The 17,312-nt window shown below is 48.7% G+C and carries 14 protein-coding genes, 1 tRNA gene and 1 pseudogene; 6 read left to right on the forward strand and 10 right to left on the reverse strand.

What is annotated here, in order from left to right; all coding sequences use genetic code 11:
• The first annotated feature begins 86 nt into the window (after nucleotides 1–86).
• Both ETA_RS08075 and ETA_RS20380 read left to right on the forward strand, forming a co-directional pair.
• Nucleotides 87–449, forward strand: a complete 363-nt coding sequence (locus ETA_RS08075; protein ID WP_042958811.1) for a type II toxin-antitoxin system HigB family toxin — start codon at nucleotides 87–89, stop codon at nucleotides 447–449.
• Nucleotides 450–923 carry a helix-turn-helix domain-containing protein gene (locus tag ETA_RS20380; protein WP_231853306.1) on the forward strand — a complete coding sequence of 158 codons (474 nt, stop codon included), beginning with the start codon at nucleotides 450–452 and terminating at the stop codon, nucleotides 921–923.
• On the opposite strand, the gene ETA_RS08085 is transcribed toward ETA_RS20380, so the two are convergent.
• Both ETA_RS08085 and ETA_RS08090 read right to left on the reverse strand, forming a co-directional pair.
• Nucleotides 907–2,121 carry an FAD-dependent oxidoreductase gene (locus tag ETA_RS08085; RefSeq protein ID WP_012441138.1) on the reverse strand — a complete coding sequence of 405 codons (1,215 nt, stop codon included), beginning with the start codon at nucleotides 2,119–2,121 and terminating at the stop codon, nucleotides 907–909. The two genes, ETA_RS20380 and ETA_RS08085, sit on opposite strands and share 17 nt — an antisense overlap.
• A gap of 189 nt (nucleotides 2,122–2,310) precedes the next feature.
• Nucleotides 2,311–3,018, reverse strand: coding sequence for a GntR family transcriptional regulator (locus ETA_RS08090; protein WP_012441139.1), 708 nt, complete (start codon nucleotides 3,016–3,018; stop codon nucleotides 2,311–2,313).
• Between the two features lie 282 nt (nucleotides 3,019–3,300).
• Here ETA_RS08090 and ETA_RS08095 point away from each other — a divergent pair, with 282 nt between their 5' ends.
• From ETA_RS08095 to ETA_RS08110, 4 genes are all read left to right on the forward strand, one after another.
• Complete coding sequence (locus ETA_RS08095) at nucleotides 3,301–4,920, forward strand: alpha-glucoside-specific PTS transporter subunit IIBC (protein ID WP_012441140.1); 1,620 nt, start codon at nucleotides 3,301–3,303, stop codon at nucleotides 4,918–4,920.
• Nucleotides 4,920–6,242, forward strand: a complete 1,323-nt coding sequence (locus ETA_RS08100) for a 6-phospho-alpha-glucosidase (RefSeq protein WP_012441141.1) — start codon at nucleotides 4,920–4,922, stop codon at nucleotides 6,240–6,242. The genes ETA_RS08095 and ETA_RS08100 overlap by 1 nt, the downstream gene beginning before the upstream one ends.
• A gap of 547 nt (nucleotides 6,243–6,789) precedes the next feature.
• The gene (locus ETA_RS08105; RefSeq protein ID WP_012441142.1) at nucleotides 6,790–7,719 is read left to right on the forward strand and encodes a ParA family protein; all 930 of its coding nucleotides are present in this window, start codon (nucleotides 6,790–6,792) and stop codon (nucleotides 7,717–7,719) included.
• A 1-nt stretch (nucleotide 7,720) separates the two neighbouring features.
• Nucleotides 7,721–8,116, forward strand: coding sequence for a hypothetical protein (locus ETA_RS08110; protein ID WP_012441143.1), 396 nt, complete (start codon nucleotides 7,721–7,723; stop codon nucleotides 8,114–8,116).
• Nucleotides 8,117–8,184: 68 nt separating this feature from the next.
• On the opposite strand, the pseudogene ETA_RS20695 reads toward ETA_RS08110, so the two are convergent.
• From ETA_RS20695 to ETA_RS08150, 8 genes and pseudogenes are all read right to left on the reverse strand, one after another.
• A pseudogene (locus tag ETA_RS20695) lies at nucleotides 8,185–8,375 on the reverse strand (tyrosine-type recombinase/integrase); the annotation flags it as partial.
• Nucleotides 8,376–8,753: 378 nt separating this feature from the next.
• Nucleotides 8,754–8,829, reverse strand: a tRNA-Asn gene (locus ETA_RS08120).
• A 236-nt stretch (nucleotides 8,830–9,065) separates the two neighbouring features.
• Nucleotides 9,066–9,902: a metal ABC transporter permease gene (locus tag ETA_RS08125; RefSeq protein ID WP_012441144.1), complete on the reverse strand. Its 837-nt coding sequence runs from the start codon at nucleotides 9,900–9,902 to the stop codon at nucleotides 9,066–9,068.
• Nucleotides 9,899–10,756 (reverse strand): iron/manganese ABC transporter permease subunit SitC, encoded by an 858-nt coding sequence (gene sitC, locus ETA_RS08130; protein WP_012441145.1) that lies wholly within the window; start codon nucleotides 10,754–10,756, stop codon nucleotides 9,899–9,901. The genes ETA_RS08125 and sitC overlap by 4 nt, the downstream gene beginning before the upstream one ends.
• Nucleotides 10,756–11,559 (reverse strand): manganese/iron ABC transporter ATP-binding protein, encoded by an 804-nt coding sequence (locus ETA_RS08135; RefSeq protein WP_012441146.1) that lies wholly within the window; start codon nucleotides 11,557–11,559, stop codon nucleotides 10,756–10,758. Before ETA_RS08135 ends, sitC begins: the two co-directional genes overlap by 1 nt.
• Nucleotides 11,556–12,467 carry a metal ABC transporter substrate-binding protein gene (locus ETA_RS08140; protein WP_012441147.1) on the reverse strand — a complete coding sequence of 304 codons (912 nt, stop codon included), beginning with the start codon at nucleotides 12,465–12,467 and terminating at the stop codon, nucleotides 11,556–11,558. Before ETA_RS08140 ends, ETA_RS08135 begins: the two co-directional genes overlap by 4 nt.
• Nucleotides 12,468–12,719: 252 nt before the next feature.
• On the reverse strand, nucleotides 12,720–14,909 hold the full coding sequence (gene katG, locus ETA_RS08145) for a catalase/peroxidase HPI (RefSeq protein ID WP_012441148.1): 2,190 nt from the start codon (nucleotides 14,907–14,909) through the stop codon (nucleotides 12,720–12,722).
• 198 nt (nucleotides 14,910–15,107) lie between these two features.
• The gene (locus ETA_RS08150) at nucleotides 15,108–16,952 is read right to left on the reverse strand and encodes a nuclease-related domain-containing protein (protein ID WP_012441149.1); all 1,845 of its coding nucleotides are present in this window, start codon (nucleotides 16,950–16,952) and stop codon (nucleotides 15,108–15,110) included.
• Nucleotides 16,953–17,312: the final 360 nt, after the last annotated feature.

Below are 17,312 nucleotides of genomic sequence, written 5' to 3' on the forward strand. Positions count from 1 at the left end.
GAAATCCATTGTCTTTAACCTGCAGTTCATGGAGAAAGATTTTCAGATTGCCAATATCGTAATTTGCGATAATATAGGGGCGCAACATGCGAGTCATCACGGCAAAGGCTGTTACAGAGGCTATGCAAAAACACGCGCAGTGGCGGGTTGGTTTGAAGCTATGGCTTAGCGTGTTCAATACACCGACGCTGCGTTTTAATTCTTTTTCACAGCTGCAGACGCACTGGTTACAGGTTTCAGGCTGGGATCTGGACTTTATAGCCTGCGCGCGACTTAAGACAGAGAGTCGTAAGGGGCCGCTGGATATCTGCGTATTTGATATTCATAAAAATCAGTGCCGTTTAGTGACATGGATTAACACCAGGTCAGGGACTTTGTACATTAAACAGGTTTGTTCACATGCCGATTACGACAAATGGTGGCGCGATCAAACCAAAGCGAAGAGGTGAATGATGGAAAGATTGTCGCCGAATACACTCCAGCTGGAGGGGCTTATCGCCAGCCTGCCACTGCTGCTACAAACCACGGCAGGCCAACTGGAGGCCTTGTCGCTCCTGCTGCGCTCCTGCACTAACCCAGTCGAAAATGACGGCGATTTGCAGGGGCGAATGGCATTGATTGATGCCCTGTACGCCTGTGCCACAGACGTTGAGCATTTTGCTGCCCAGTGTGCTGAACGGGTGGCTGACCGTGTACACGAATATGAGATGAAGCATCTACGGATGCCCGATGTGTCTCCCGGTGAGGCGCTATCCGTATTGATGAAAGAGCGCGGCATCCGCCAGGTTGATCTGCAACATATTGCCACGCAGAGCGTTATCTCTGACATCATCAACGGCAAACGCGCCATGAACGTGTCACAGATCAAGGGACTGGCAAGATTTTTCCGTGTTCCGGTGGACATGTTTATCGGTCAGTCATGAAGCGGCGCGGCTTTTCGCGCCGAAAGCCGAGACCAATAATCCAGCCAAAAACCCAGGGTAGGAAGGGAAAACGTTTGATGATGCGCGGCAGCGGGCTGGGTTGGTCATCGCTACGTTTTTTACCGCTCATTTTTATCTGAATAAACTGGGTTGCGCGAGTCGGGAACTGACGGCGCTGCTGCACTTTTTTCAACAGACGCGGGCTGACCTCGCCTTTTCGTAGTGCGTCAGCCAGATAGTTGGCGCTGGCAACGGCATCCTGGATAGCCAGGTTAACGCCTACTCCACCAATTGGCGACATGGCGTGGGCGGCATCACCAATACACAGCACGCCGGGTTTCATCCACTGGTCGAGTCGGTCGATACGGATATCCAGCAGCCTGACCTGATCCCATTCTGTCAGTGGCCGCAGACGCGCCAGCGGGAAGGGGGCTACCGCGGCGACCTGCTGCCTGAAACCATCGATACCCGCCTCTTTTATTGCGGCAAACTGCCCTTTATCAATAGAATAGCCGCACTGCCAGAAGCTCCCGCGATCGAGCATGATAAAGTTCTGCTTCGGCCCTTTGTGGCCCGTATTCCACTCCGGGTCATCGGCGCATTTGTCCAGCTGAAACCATAAAACATCGCGAGGGGAACCAAAGGATTGCCCTGTCAGTCCGGCCTGCTGGCGTACCTTTGAATGGCGTCCATCGCAGCCTACCACCAGCTTTGCCCTGATCTCACAGGAACCGTTGGCACTGGTAGCGCGCACGCCACAGACCGTATCGCCTTTATATAATAAGTCACTTAGGGCCGTTGACTGGCGCAGTGTGAAAGTGGGCAGGGCAGACGCCTTGGTACTCAGAAAGTTTAAAAAATCCCACTGCGGCATAAATGCCATAAAACGGCACTTTACCGGCAGGCGCGAGAAGTCAGCCAAAGTGACTTCCTCGCCCGCTATCTCCGCCTGCAGACGCGCAAGTCGCTGATGAGGCAGGCTAAGCAGCTCTTCCAGTAAGCCAAGATGGTGCATGACCTGGAGCGTAGAGGGATGGATAGTATCGCCACGGAAGTCGCGCAGGAAATCACCGTATTTTTCAATCACGATGACCTGCACGCCAGCCCTGGCCAGCAGATAGCCGAGCATTAATCCCGCCGGGCCGCCCCCGACAATGCAACAATCAGTGGTTAAACGTTCAGGTGTTGCTGGCTGCATATTCACTCCCGCAATAAAAAGTCGGATTTCATGATAATGGTTATCATTGTCTTTATCGAGGGCAGTATACCTTTGCAGTGGCGGATTAGTGCAGTCCGATAGCGTAGTTCAAATGGTGTCATTTTCTCATCGGCTTATTGTTGAACTGAACTTTCTTACCTTCGACGGGTTAAGACAGGCGGGTGCCCGTTACGGGTATTCACGGCGCAAATGATAGTCCACCTGGTATTCACGGGCGTTGCGAAACATCACCGAGTAATTGACATAATCCCCGCTGTCACAGTACGACAGCGCGGTAATGCACAGGATCGGCGTATGTTCAGCAATGTTCAGCAGCAGCGCCATATTTCTGTCTGCCAGCACCGGCGTCAGGCTTTCATAGTTACCGCTAACGGTGATGCGACATTCGTTTTCAATATAGGCGAATTTAGACCCTTCAAGATGTGACAAGGATAAGTTGCGAAACAGTTTTAGCGGCATATAACTGTCTTCTACCATTAATGGCTTGGCATCGACATAACGCACCCGGCGGGAATACCAGATGCGTTCATCAAGCCTGATGCGTAGCTTGCTGGCAATAGCGGGTGGTGCAAGCATCAGCTTAAACTCCAGCACCTCGCTGACCACGGTCTTACCCTGATTGAGCATTATCTCGCTAAATCCCGTCAGATGGCGGGTTTCGTGATGTATATCTTTTTGCGCCACGTAATTGCCGCTTCCGTGGCGACGTACCACTAATCCTCTGGCGATAAGTAAATCCATAGCCTTGCGGATAGTCATTCTGGAAACCTCATACTCTTCAGCCAGCCGTTTTTCAGCGGGTAGCGGGCTGCCAATCGCACAATCAGCGGAATTAAGGCGAAGGCGTAATCGATCGGCAACAGATTTGTAGATCATAAGCAGACCTCTGTAGTGATTATATTCACCCGCATTTCATTAAATCAGGCTAATGAAATGAGTTAGTTAGCCATAAATTTATTGATTGAACATTGAGGTGACGGCAAGGATGTATAGAAATATAGCGTGAACCAGACAACTTCGTGAAAATTAAACCATGAGTAACATCACGGTTTAGCGCGATAAACCAGGAGTCATCTTAACTCGCTTTCTATGCTCGTTTTCAGACCAGCTTAAAAATAATATCAAGACACCTGATGGGTTGTCAGCGAGGATGAAAAAATGTTCAGCCAAATTCAGCGTTTTGGTGGGGCGATGTTCACCCCGGTTCTGCTCTTCCCTTTTGCCGGTATCGTTGTCGGTATCGCCATCATGTTAAGTAACCCGATGTTTGTCGGGGAGTCTTTAACTGCGCCAGATAGCCTGTTCGCCCAGATTGTGCATATTGTCGAAGAGGGAGGCTGGACGGTGTTTCGCAATATGCCGCTGATTTTTGCCATCGGTTTACCGATTGGTCTGGCTAAACAGGCACAGGGTCGCGCCTGTATGGCGGTGCTGGTTAGCTTTCTCACCTGGAACTATTTAATTAATGCGATGGGCAGCACCTGGGGACATTTTTTTGCCGTCAACTTTGCGCAAGATGCGGTAGCCGGTAGCGGGCTCACCCTGATTGCCGGGATCAAAACCCTTGATACCAGCATTATTGGTGCCATGGTGATTTCCGGCGTGGTGACGGCAATCCATAACCGTTATTTCGATAAACCTCTACCGGCATGTTTGGGAATATTTCAAGGCAGTTCTTTTGTGGTGATTATCGCTTTTCTGGCGATGATCCCCTTAGCCTGGCTGACCCTGTTCGGCTGGCCGAAAGTGCAGGGAGGGATTGAATCACTGCAAGTGTTTCTGCGCGGTGCTGGAGCGCTCGGGGTTTGGATATATACCTTCCTTGAGCGGATCCTTATTACTACCGGCTTACACCATTTTATCTATGGACCATTTATTTTTGGACCGGCAGTGGTTGAAGGGGGGATCCAGATGTACTGGGCGCAGCATCTGCAGGAATTCAGCCAGAGTACTGAGCCGCTAAAAACGCTGTTCCCGGAAGGAGGATTTGCCTTACACGGTAACGCCAAAATATTCGGCTCTGTCGGTATCGCTCTGGCGTTCTGGTTTACCGCTGCGCCGGAAAACCGTACCAAAGTTGCCGGATTGCTGATCCCCGCCACGCTGACGGCGGTTTTAGTGGGCATTACTGAACCGCTGGAATTTACCTTCCTGTTTATTTCACCGCTGCTGTTTGTTATCCATGCACTGCTTGCCGCGACGATGGCAACGCTGATGTATATGTGCGGTGTGGTGGGCAATATGGGGGGGGGATTGCTGGATCAGTTCCTGCCGCAAAACTGGATCCCGATGTTCCATAATCATCGTTCAATGATGTTTACGCAAATCGGCATCGGCCTTTCCTTTACCGTTATCTACTTCGTGGTTTTTCGCGCCATTATCCTGCGTTTAGGGCTTAAAACGCCGGGACGCGAAAACAGCGAAATAAAACTTTACAGCAAAGCCGATTATAAGGCTGCACGCCAGCAGAGCAGCGCGACGATAACGCCTGTCGCGCAGCGATGCCAGGCTTCGGGCTTCCTGCAGGCGCTGGGCGGCGGCGGAAATATCGAAAACCTCAATAATTGTGCGACCCGCCTGCGTATCGAGCTGGTCAATATGGCGGCATGCCAGGCTGATGACGCTTTTAAAGCCCTGGGCGCTCACGGCGTGGTTCGCCGCGGTAAGGGTATCCAGATTATCGTCGGTCTGCACGTTCCCCAGGTACGGGATCAGATGGAGACCCTGATGAAAGAGACATCTTCAATCAAGCACACACCCCTGACGGAGGCAGTATAATGAAAAAATTTTCGATAGTGGTAGCCGGTGGCGGCAGCACCTTCACGCCCGGCATCGTACTGATGTTACTGGCAAATCAACATCGTTTCCCGCTGCGAGCCATCAAGTTTTATGATAATGATAGTGCCCGCCAGGAGACGATTGCTGAAGCCTGTAAAATTATCCTTAAAGAGCAGTCCCCGGACATTGCGTTTAGCTATACCACTGACCCGGAAACGGCTTTTAGCGATGTTGATTTTGTCATGGCCCATATTCGTGTCGGGAAATATCCGATGCGTGAAAAGGATGAGAAAATCCCGCTGAAACACGGGGTAGTCGGGCAAGAAACCTGTGGTCCGGGGGGCATTTCTTACGGGATGCGTTCCATCGGTGGCGTATTAGAAATTGTCGACTATATGGAGAAATACTCACCGAACGCGTGGATGCTGAACTACTCCAACCCGGCGGCCATCGTGGCTGAGGCGACACGCCGCCTGCGGCCTGCGGCAAAAATCCTCAATATCTGTGATATGCCGATTGGTATCGAAAGCCGAATGGCGCAGATCGCCGGGTTGAAAGATCGCCAGCAGATGCGCGTGCGCTACTACGGGCTAAACCACTTCGGCTGGTGGACGTCGATTGAAGATGTAGACGGCAACGATTTAATGCCAAAAATTCGTGAGCATGTGGCTAAGTTTGGCTATGTGCCGCCGAGTAACGACGAGCAGGTGGAAGCCAGCTGGAACGATACGTTTGCTAAGGCTAAAGATGTCTGGGCGCTGGATCCGGACACTTTCCCGAACACCTATCTGAAATACTACCTGTTTCCGGATTATGTGGTGGCACATGCTAACCCGCAGCACACCCGGGCGAATGAGGTGATGGAGCACCGTGAGAAACATGTGTTTGGCTCCTGTAACGCCATTATCCAGGCGGGGGAGTCCTCTGCCGGTGAGTTGGAAATTGATGAGCATGCTTCGTATATCGTTGATCTGGCCATGGCGATTGCCTTTAATACCCAGGCGCGCATGCTGTTGATTGTGCCAAACAACGGGGCTATCAATAATTTTGATCCGGAGGCGATGGTGGAAATTCCGTGCCTGGTGGGTAAAAAAGGGCCTGAGCCACTGGTGGTGGGAAACATCCCCCAGTTCCAGAAAGGGTTAATGAGCCAGCAGGTGGCGGTGGAGAAGCTGGTGGTCGATGCGTGGGTAGAGCGCTCCTACCTGAAGCTCTGGCAGGCGATAACGCTTTCTAAAACGGTGCCAAGCGCTTCTGTTGCCAGGGCTATCCTTGATGATCTGATTGAAGCCAATAAAGGTTACTGGCCGGAGCTGAAATAAATACAGATTCAGGAGTATTTTCAGTAAAGAAATTCTGTCAAACGGTCAGGGCTGGTTCTGTTGATTAATTTATGATGCCGCGTCATGTTACATCACTGTGGCATTATCCTTGATGTGAGGGTTGCCTCCGTGGGTCGTACCACCAGGGAGGCAACTGTATTTTTCCTCGCGACGATAGCAATGCCCCGGCGATTTCCATTAAGATAATCGCTAACCTTTCATTATTCGACCTGACCTGCTGCGGTATTTTTACAGGCAAAGGTGATCATCGATAAGGCATGTCGGTCTGCAATTAACATATTGTTTTATCTTTCTTTCCAGCGAAGCCGTTAGCGACGTGGGCAGGGCATGACCCACTTCGACGGAGTTTTCATTCTTGTATTATCGTCAACGATCACTAGCATAAACGCTGAATTTAATGCTGTGGTATTAGGTTATTGTTCTGTTTTTTTTGTAAAACTTGACATAAGGTATAGTTTTTTATTTTAGGTCATCTACAATTAATGGTTCGTTTATTATGTGATTCAATCAAAGGGATATTGTTTTTATGAAAATAATTTCGGTTATAAACTATAAAGGCGGCGTAGGTAAAACGACTGTTACAGCTAACCTTGCTGCCGAGTTAGGAAAAAGAGGCAAGCGAGTATTGGTCTTAGATATGGATGCGCAAGCCAGCCTGACCTTTTCTTTCATATCGCCCGATTATTGGGATGAATCAATAAAAAATGCCCACACAATAAAGAATTATTTTGACAAGATAAGTCAGGGTTTCCCACCTATAGGTTTATCTCAATTAGTCTGTAAACCTTATAATGTTAACAACTGGCTTGCACAGATGGGGTCAAAAGGATGTGTAGATCTCATTAGTTCTCATTTGGGGCTTATTAATGTAGATCTTGAATTAGCGACATTATTGGGTGGTGCTAATCTTAATCAGGCGAAATTAAATTATTTGAAAATACATGGAAGGTTGCGCGATTCCATTAAGGATTTTGCATCACTTAATTACGACGTGGTTTTAATTGACTGTCCACCGAACTTTAATATCGTTACAAAAAATGCGCTTATAGCATCTGACCAGATATTAATTCCGGCAAAACCGGACTATTTATCAACGCTTGGGATTGATTATTTAATAAGAAGCGTGCAACAGTTAATTCGGGAGTTTAATGAATTTGCTTCTATGGATAATAACATATCACCTTCCAATCCTAAAATATTAGGTGTTGTTTTTACTATGATACAAATATACTCTGGCATGCCTATTGCGTCACAGATGCAGTATATAGAGCAGACGAAAAGATTAAATATGCCAACATTCCAATGTTATTTCAGAGAGAATAAGTCCATATTTGCATCAGCACCACAAGATGGTATCCCTGTAGCCTTACATGGATATAGCAATGGGACTTATTCTAATGTAGTTGATGAAATTAATTCATTTGTTAGCGAGTTTATTCAAAGGTCAGGTATATAATATGGATATGAGAAAAATCGTAGCATCTGTTTTTATTGAGTTACAGAAAGAAATTGAATCTCTTTCTGACGCTGATATAAAAAAAATAGAAAGCGGAGATTTTACTATCACCCTGAAGGTTTTTAAAAATACAACCGCCGCTGGTGATATAAAAGCATTGCCAGAACAAATTACAAATGAAGTATTAAATGAGTTGAAAGAATGTAAGGATAGGCAGGCTGGTTATAAGATCCTCTCGAATAAATTTAAAACACGCAAAGAATTAGAAGCATTTGCCAAAAAAATAAATGTTTATGTTATGAAGCAAGATAAGGTTGATAAGATAAAAGAAAAAATCATAGAGGGAGTGATTGGTGCTTCGCTAAGATCTACTGCTATTCAAGGTGAAAAAAAATAATTTGATTTAATATACCGAGAGCCAGTACTTAAAAAATTGAGTACTGGCTGTTAATATATATCAGCTAATCATTCAACAAACCCCAATAGCCCAACCATCCTGCTCCGGTTGGCATCAAGATAATCTGCCCACCATTAGAGCATTAACCTGCGCTGGTTAAGATGCCTGGCCTTGTGGGCACCGGCATCACGGACACTGTTCCTTCCTTGTGACTCATCTGAAGCTCTACAACGTCTTCTGAACACAAACCAGACTCAATTGTAGGTATCGATACCTTCCATTGGATGAAGTATTTCTTCAGGCTCCAGTGGTGGGCGATGTTTGGTTTCTGGTTTTTGAACGGAGCCTTACAGGTCTTAACCCGGGCTATAGCGGATGATCTGTTGCTGAACGGCATACCAAAGCCATCAATCAGCCTGTATTCCTTTTCGAGGGGCTTGGCGTTTTACATTAGTGTCAGTGAGTGGCATAACGGCCTCCCCGTTTGTGGGTAAAAACGTCACTAAACAGCCCTTACCAGTAAAAAGGGTATGGCTTTGAGTGTTTTTTACTGAACGAGGGTGAATCTTAAGAAGGGGGTAACCAATTGACAAAAAGCAAAAAACCAGACGCCGTCAGGCATCTGGTTTCTTTAATTTGGCTCCTCTGACTGGACTCGAACCAGTGACATACGGATTAACAGTCCGCCGTTCTACCGACTGAACTACAGAGGAATCGTGTGAACGGGGCGAATAATAATAATCTGGCGGGGAAGTGTCAACGGTAAATGTGACGTCCGGTCATTGACTGCCGATGTTTGCAGCAACCTGATGATTTGCTAAGCATTTCATCCTGGGTTTACTGATTCAGGTTAAGTGCCGTATGCCGCAGTTTTTTTTGATTGTCCTCCCGGCCGGTATCGCAGCTAAATCAGCGGGTACGGCCGTTCCTTCAACGCCGCACCCGGCTATCAGCTCAACACTATCCTGCGCTCGCGGCGCAGAGAATACATAAACGCCACGATAAATAGCAGGGCGAACAGCACCACGATGGTTGGGCCGGGGGCGCTGTCCAGGAAGAATGACAGATACGTACCGCTAAAGCAGACCGTGACGGCCAGCAGTAGTGCGCAGATCACTACCGATGAGAAGGTGCGCATTAACAGAATGGCGATGGCCCCGGGAGCGATCAGCAGCGCGATTGACAACACAATTCCCACTGCCTTCAGCGTAGCGACGATGGTCAGTGCGATCATGCTTAGCAAGCCGTAGTGCAGTAGTGTGGTGTTCAATCCGCACGCTTTCGCCTGCTGGGCGTCAAAAGCATGCAGCACCAAATCGCGCCATTTCATGCCAACGATAAGTGCAATCACGCTGGCAATCACCGCACTTTGCAGCAAATCGCTGGTGGAGATACCGAGCATATCGCCGAACAGAATATGGTCGAGATGCACCTCGGGTTTCACCGCGATATACAGAACCAGACCGGCGGCGAACATCCCGGAGAAGATGATGCCCATCACGGTATCCTGCTTGATGCGGCTGTTTTCCTTCACATAGCCGGTCGCCAGCGCGCAGAACAGCCCGGCGCAGAATGCCCCAATAGCCAGAGGAATACCGAGTATCCAGGCCAGCACCACGCCGGGGAAGACCGCATGACTCATGGCGTCGCCCATCAGCGACCAGCCTTTAATCACCATAAAGCTGGAGAGCAGGGCGCAGGGAATGGCGACAATCACCGAGATAGCCAGCGCTGTATTCATAAAATCAAACTGAAACGGACTCAGCAGCAGTTCTGTCAGGCTCATATTGCCTCCTGTGAGGACTGCGCGGCGCGTCTGCGCCGTGCCAGTAGCCCGTGTTTAGGGGCCAGCACGAACGTGGTGAGAAACACCAGCGTCTGCGCCACCACGATGATGCCGCCCGTTGCGCCGTCAAGGTAGTAGCTTATCCATGCCCCAAAGAAGCTGGTTACGCTGCCTATAGCCACCGCAATCATCAGTAGTGAGGGGAATCGGTCGGTAAGGAGAAAAGCGGTAGCGGCGGGGGTGACCACCAGGCAGATAACGAGGAAAGCGCCAACGGTTTGCAGGGCGGCAATGGTGCAGGCCGCCAGCAGGGTGAAAAACAGCAGCTTCAGGCGCGTTGGGTTCAGACCTACCGAGCGGGCGTGGTTTTCATCAAAGAAGGTCACCATCAGATCTTTCCATTTAATCAGTAATATCAGCAGCGACGTGAAGCCAATGATGGCGAGCTGAAGAATATCTTCTGGCGCAATGGCCAGAATATTGCCAAGCACGATGGTCTGAATATTGACCGACGTGGGATTAAGGGAAACCATAAACAGCCCGATACCAAAGAAGGAGGAGAAGATCAGGCCGATAATCGCATCCTCCTTCAGGCGCGTACGCTGATTAAGGAACAGCATACTGCCCGCAGCCAGGCCTCCGGAGAGAAACGCCCCGAGAGCAAAAGGCAGCCCCAGCATATAGGCGCCGGCCACGCCCGGGACAATCGAATGCGACAGCGCGTCACCGATCAATGACCATCCCTTCAGCATCAGGTAGCAGGAAAGGAAGGCGCAAACGCCGCCAACCAGCGCTGAAACCCACATCGCGTTCAGCATATATTGATAGTGAAAAGGTTCGGCCAACCACGCCATCAGCGAGCTCCCTGAATGAGAGAAAGGGCAGGCAGCTCTTCTGCATCGTTGAACGTCAGGTCGCGCAATGCGCCGCTAAAGGCATTTTCCAGGTTGCTGCGGGTAAAGGTTGTGGCCGTTGGGCCGCAGGCCAGCACCGTGCCTTTTACGATAACCGTATGGTCACAATAATCCCTGACGGACGCCAGGTTATGGGTAGAGACCAGCATGGTGCGGCCCTCGTCGCGCAGCTCGTGCAGCAGGTTGACGATCTGTTGCTCGGTATTGACGTCGACGCCGGTAAAGGGTTCATCCAGCAGGATCACCTGACCACGCTGTGCGATGGCGCGAGCGAGAAACACGCGCTTTTTCTGGCCGCCGGAAAGTTCGCCGATCTGGCGATGACGAAAATCGGTCATACCAACCCGCTCCAGTGCAGCGGCGACCAGGCGTTTGTCTTCGTCACGTGCGATGCGCATCATGCCCATATGACCATAACGTCCCATCATCACCACGTCCTCAACGAGGACCGGAAACGACCAGTCGACATCTTCAGACTGCGGCACATAGGATACCAGGTTGTTTTTCAGCGCTTTGTGGCAAGGACGATCCAGCAGGGTAATCGTTCCGGCAGAAAGTGGTACGAAGCCCATAATTGCCTTAAACAGCGTTGATTTTCCGGAACCGTTAATGCCCAGTAGCGCAGTAATGCTGGCGGTGGGGATCTGCAATGAGGCGTCGCGCAGGGCGGTATGCCCGTTGCGATAGGTCACCGTGAGGTTATCAACCTTAATACCATTCTGCTGTACGGATTGAATGCTCACTTTGCTAACCCCTGTTGAATACCGCGAACCACGGTTTCACTGGTGACGCGCAGCAGGTCAAGATAGGTCGGAACCGGACCGTCTGCGGCGCTGAGTGAATCAACGTACAGCACGCCGCCATAATGGCTTCCGGTCTCACGCGCAACCTGACGCGCGGCCTTATCGGATACGGTACTTTCACTGAACACGGCCGGGATCTTGTACTGCCTGACTTTATCGATGACTTTACGCACCTGCTGTGGTGTGCCCTGCTGGTCGGCATTGATGGGCCACAAATAGAGTTCCTGTAAACCGAAATCGCGCGTCAGATAAGAGAATGCGCCTTCGCTGGTAACCAGCCAGCGTTTTTCTGCCGGCAGTTGTGCCAGAGCCTGCTGTACCGGGGCGATAGTAGCAGCGATTTTTTCTTTGTAGGCCGCCGCATTTTGGCGATAGGTTTCAGCATGGGCCGGATCGTATTTCACCAGCGCATCGCGAATATTATCCACGTAAATGAGCGCGTTTTTCGGCGACATCCAGGCATGAGGATTCGGTTTACCGCTGTAAGGGCCTTCGCTGATGCCCATCGGGATAACGCCGTCAGACACCACGACTTCCGGCACGCCGGAGAGGTGTTGGTAAAAACGCTTAAACCACAGTTCCAGGCTAAGGCCGTTGGCAAGGATCAGCTGTGCACCCTGGGCGCGTTTAATATCGCCGGGGGTGGGCTGATATTCATGGATCTCTGCACCCGGTTTGGTAATTGAGGAGACTTCTGCCGCATCTCCGGCAACGTTCTGCGCCATATCGGCAATGATGGTAAAGGTGGTAATCACCTTAAACTTATCCTGTGCCAGAGCGGGATTCAGGCACAGCGTGGCCAAGGCTGCGGCACAAAGCCATCCTTTTAATCGATACAAATATGACATGAATTTCTCCCAGGGTGCTTAAAAATACGCCTTAAATAGCAATAGCTATAAGATATAGCACAGGCTATACCTCGTTGAGAATAATTTTATCACCCATGAATAATTTGCGTTTAGGTAGAGCGGGGTCTGTCTGAAAAGCAGAGAAGGAAGGTTAGAGAGAAATAGAAAAGAGATATTCGGCGCGATCTGGCGATCAACAGGCTATACGGCGTGAAGAAAACCCCCGATAAGTGGTCCTTACCGGGGATGTGTTTAGCGTATATCGAAGCGGTCGAGATCCATCACTTTGCCCCATGCCGCGACAAAATCAGTGATAAATTTCTGTTGGGCGTCGGCAGAGGCATAAACCTCTGCCGAGGCTCTCAGAATCGCATTAGAGCCGAACACCAGGTCGGCGCGCGTGGCGCTGTACCTGACTTCGCCGGATTTGCGGTCGTAACCTTCAAACAGCTCGGCTGAGTCATCGGCGGCACGCCAGGCGGTGCGCATATCGAGCAGGTTGACGAAAAAGTCATTGCTCAGTACGCCCGCATGTTCGGTGAGTACGCCATGCTTGCCGCCATCAAAGTTAGTACCCAGCACCCTTAGCCCGCCAACCAGCACGGTAAGTTCCGGCGTACTCAGCGTAAGCTGCTGTGCCTTATCAATCAGCAGCGTTTCGGTGGATGGCCCGCCCGTCACGCGTCGGTAGTTGCGGAAGCCATCTGCCAGCGGCTGTAGCAGGTCGAAAGAGTCGATATCCGTTTGCTCCTGGCGCGCATCGACACGGCCCGGGGTAAAGGGAACGTCAATACTGACACCCGCAGCCGCTGCTGCCTGCTCAATCCCGACCACGCCCGCCAGCACCAGGGTATCGGCTAACGATATTTTTCCCGATGCCTGCTGTATCGCCTGTAACTGCGGCAGAGCACGGCTGGCGATGGCATTGACCGGCCACTCTTTTTGTGGTGCCAGCGCCAGTCGCGCACCGTTCGCGCCGCCGCGCTTGTCACCGCCGCGAAAAGTCGAGGCGGAAGCCCAGGCAACCGACACCAGCTCACTGACTGAAAGCCCGCTCTGGGCAATCTGCGCCTTCACATCGTTAATCTCACCCGGCGAAGGCTGGTGAACCGGGGCGGGCAGCGGGTCCTGCCAGATCAGGTCTTCTTTCGGCACTTCAGGCCCAAGGTAGCGCGCTTTTGGCCCCATATCACGATGGGTCAGCTTAAACCAGGCGCGAGCAAAGGCTTCATTAAACGACTGTGGATCCTGGAGGAAGCGCCTGGAGATTTTCTCGAACTCCGGATCGAAGCGCAGCGTCAAGTCGGTCACCAGCATGGTAGGCTTGCGCTTCTTATCCGCATCGAAAGGATCGGGGATGGATGCCTGTGCATCCTGGGCCTCGAACTGGATGGCACCTGCCGGACTGTGGGTTTGAACCCATTCATATTTGAACAGGTTCTCGAAAAAGTAGTTGCTCCACTGGGTCGGCGTCTGCGTCCAGATGACCTCCAGACCGGAGGTGATGGCGTCTGCACCTGAGCCGCTGCCGTAGCTGCTCGTCCAGCCCAGTCCCTGGGATTCAAGCGGAGCCGCTTCCGGGTCGACGCCAACGTGGCTGGCCTCACCGGCACCGTGGGTTTTGCCCAGCGTGTGTCCCCCGGCGATCAGCGCGACGATCTCTTCATCGTTCATCCCCATATTGCCAAAGGTGGCGCGGATGGCGGGTGCTGCCGATGCGGGGTTACCGCTGGCCTCCGGGCCTTCCGGATTGACGTAGATCAGCCCCATCTCGGTGGCACCTAATGGCGCATTGGCGAGGCTTTCAGGATGGCGGTGCGTCAGCCACTCTTTCTCTTCCCCCCAGTTGATATCGAGGTCAGGTTCCCAGACATCTTCGCGCCCGGCAGCGAAGCCAAAAGTCCGGAAGCCGGAGTTTTCCAGCGCGACGTTCCCGGCCAGAATATAGAGATCGGCCCAGGATATCTTCTGGCCATACTTTTGCTTTACCGGCCATAGCAGACGCCGCGCCTTATCCAGACTGACGTTATCCGGCCACGCATTAAGGGGAGCAAAGCGCTGCTGGCCACGTCCGGAGCCGCCGCGACCGTCGACGGTACGGTAAGTCCCGGCGCTATGCCAGGCCATGCGGATAAACAGGCCAATATAGCTGCCCCAGTCGGCGGGCCACCACTCCTGCGAGTCGTTAAGCAGGGATTTAAGGTCGGCTTTAAGTTGAGGGTAGTCGAGCTTCGCAAACTCTTCGCGATAGTTGAAATGCTCATTAAGCGGGTTGGAACGGCGGGAATGCTGATTTAATAAATCGACACGTAGCTGCTCGGGCCACCAGTCACGGTTACTGGTTCCGCCGCCAGCACCGCGCGCCAGGACGCTTTTTTCTTCTTTTTGTTCATGAAAAGGACATTTTCCAACCGCACTCTCATTCGTATTATGCGCACTCATCTTCGGGCTCCATCTCTCACATTGATAGCGCCAGCATAACGGCCGATCGTGATAGATGATATCTGGATAAATCGAATGGTTTGATAGATGATTCCTTTCTATTGGCCGGGCGGCGTTTTTAAATATTTTTTTCCTTTAAATATTTTCTTTGGTTGCCATGTGCTCATTACTGAGCACAACGTTGTTCTTCTGGATGCGTTATTCAATGTCCATATATGAGGATGCAATGCCTGAGTCTGAATCAAGAGCAAAAAAATAAGCTTTTTCTTTTATTTTTTGGATCGTTTCTTCATGGTTTGACTCTCTTTCTAATTCATTAATAAAATCAGTGGCGTTAAATTTATTTTTTTTGGTTCTCCCCAGTATATCTAATAATGAAGCTTTGCTGATTATGTATGTGTCATTTATTTTTTCATAATTAATAGGTGAGCAGTTTAAAACTATTGTAATGATTTTACCCTCACTAAACGAGCTGCCAAGAGATTTTTCAATCTTACCTTTTAATAAGCAGACGCCTTCTTTAAGTCTGTTTAATTGAATTACGGCATTATCTATTAATTTTTTTATTCGATAGGCTTTAGTCATATCACTAAAAGATACGAATGTATTTTTACATTCAATGACAAACAAGGTATCGTCAATACAAAATAACGCATCATACTCATAATCTTCTTTTTTACCATTTATTAATATTTTAGAGTGATAAGGTATACATTTAAGTCCTTTTGAGTTTAAGGCGTCTCGAGTGAATTTTTCAAACTCCTCGCCCTTTTGGGATGAATCAATTTTAATGCTACCTAATTTAGACATAAGAGCATTCACTGGGTCTAATAACTCTGTTAGCGGTTTGAAAATATAGACGCAACCGCTAGTGGACTGTATAAAAGGAGTGTCGTGTAAGTCTTTGCTGCCCAATGAAAAACTTAGTTCATTGATTATATGTTCGGATTTCTTCAGATCTGAAATGCCAAGATCAAGAAGCTCTTGCGCTAAAAACTTTTTATCAAATTTTAAAAAATCGTTCGTATTCTGTTTTTTTATAACATTCAGCGCCATTATATACCCCAGGCACCACTCTTTGAGTGTGAGATCATTAAATAAAGATACGTCGCTATCAATATCCAAAAACAAAATATCTTGGATTTGTTTTTTCATCAAATCGTATATATTTTTGTTGGCGTAATTTCTTTTGTTTTTTTTGAAATTGTAATTATGAATGGTGTCAAAAGAAAGATATTTATTTTCTGGGCAAGGTATGTTGTATAAATTCATGTTTAGAAACACTCGGCTTTTAACAACCGTTTGTTGGAACTCAACTTTAGCCTGCGTTTTTTTTATTAAGTTTGAAAAATCATCTTCAAAATAGAATGATCTTCTAAAATAAAAATCACTTACACACCAGGTGTTAGCGTGGTTGGTATATTCGTTGAAGTCGATATTGAATTCACCACTATATGAGGGGTTATTATGATCGATAGATGTTTCTTCATTAATAAAAATAGTTTGTTTTTTGTTATCGCCATAGAAGTACTTTAAGCTGGAGCAAATAAGTGAAGACAAATGCTGCATATTAAGGTCATAGTTGATTGTCTTCTGCGTTTTATTTTTATACATGAGGCTAACAAGATGTTTACCCTTAATTTTTTTATTTTTTAAAAAATCATCCCTTGCTAAATTAAGATAAAAATTAAAAGCATATAGAAGGTCCATTGGTGTGTGTGTTTTATTTTCCCTCCCAAAAACAGAGTTGATAAGATAGTTTAAAAGTTTATCCTGTATGTCCGTTTTACATCTGAGTAAGTCCGATAAATGTTTGAAATAACTCTGTATTTTGTGGAGAGATAACTTTTCGAAGTGTACAGCTGTGCTATTTAAATATTCTATACTGTCCTTCTTTGCAAAGTGAAGTTCTTTATCACGAAAAATGTCCACTATTAAACGTAAAATATCATCTTCATTTACCCTTTTAATTAAGTCAGGGGTAATGTTCTTGTTATCTTTTGAAGTAAATGCAGTTTTAAGAATTTTTTTAATGCTGTTCACAGATGATTCCGAATAAATGGTTTTATTTAGTGTATACACCATAATTTAAAAGGGAGATACATAACAAGTATTTTCAAAAAAATGTTTCCGATCAAGGAGGATAAAAATGAAAGGCTGTCAGAGTATTTATTTAATATTCTTAACGGTGACGGGTGATCCCCGTTTCGCGGTGGGATCATCATCTTCCCTGTTTAAACAGGAAAGATATGGTGAGATCTATGTTGTTATCAAGGTTATTCTTTTCATAGCGCAATTGAACGACAATTTCCAACATTGTTTTGCCAGCAAAGGGGTAGAGCTTCGAGAGGTGTTTAGTCAACGAGGGCGAGCCTGAAAGAAGGGGATAACCAACTGATAAAA

Source organism: Erwinia tasmaniensis Et1/99 (assembly GCF_000026185.1).
GTDB classification, from domain to species: domain Bacteria; phylum Pseudomonadota; class Gammaproteobacteria; order Enterobacterales; family Enterobacteriaceae; genus Erwinia; species Erwinia tasmaniensis.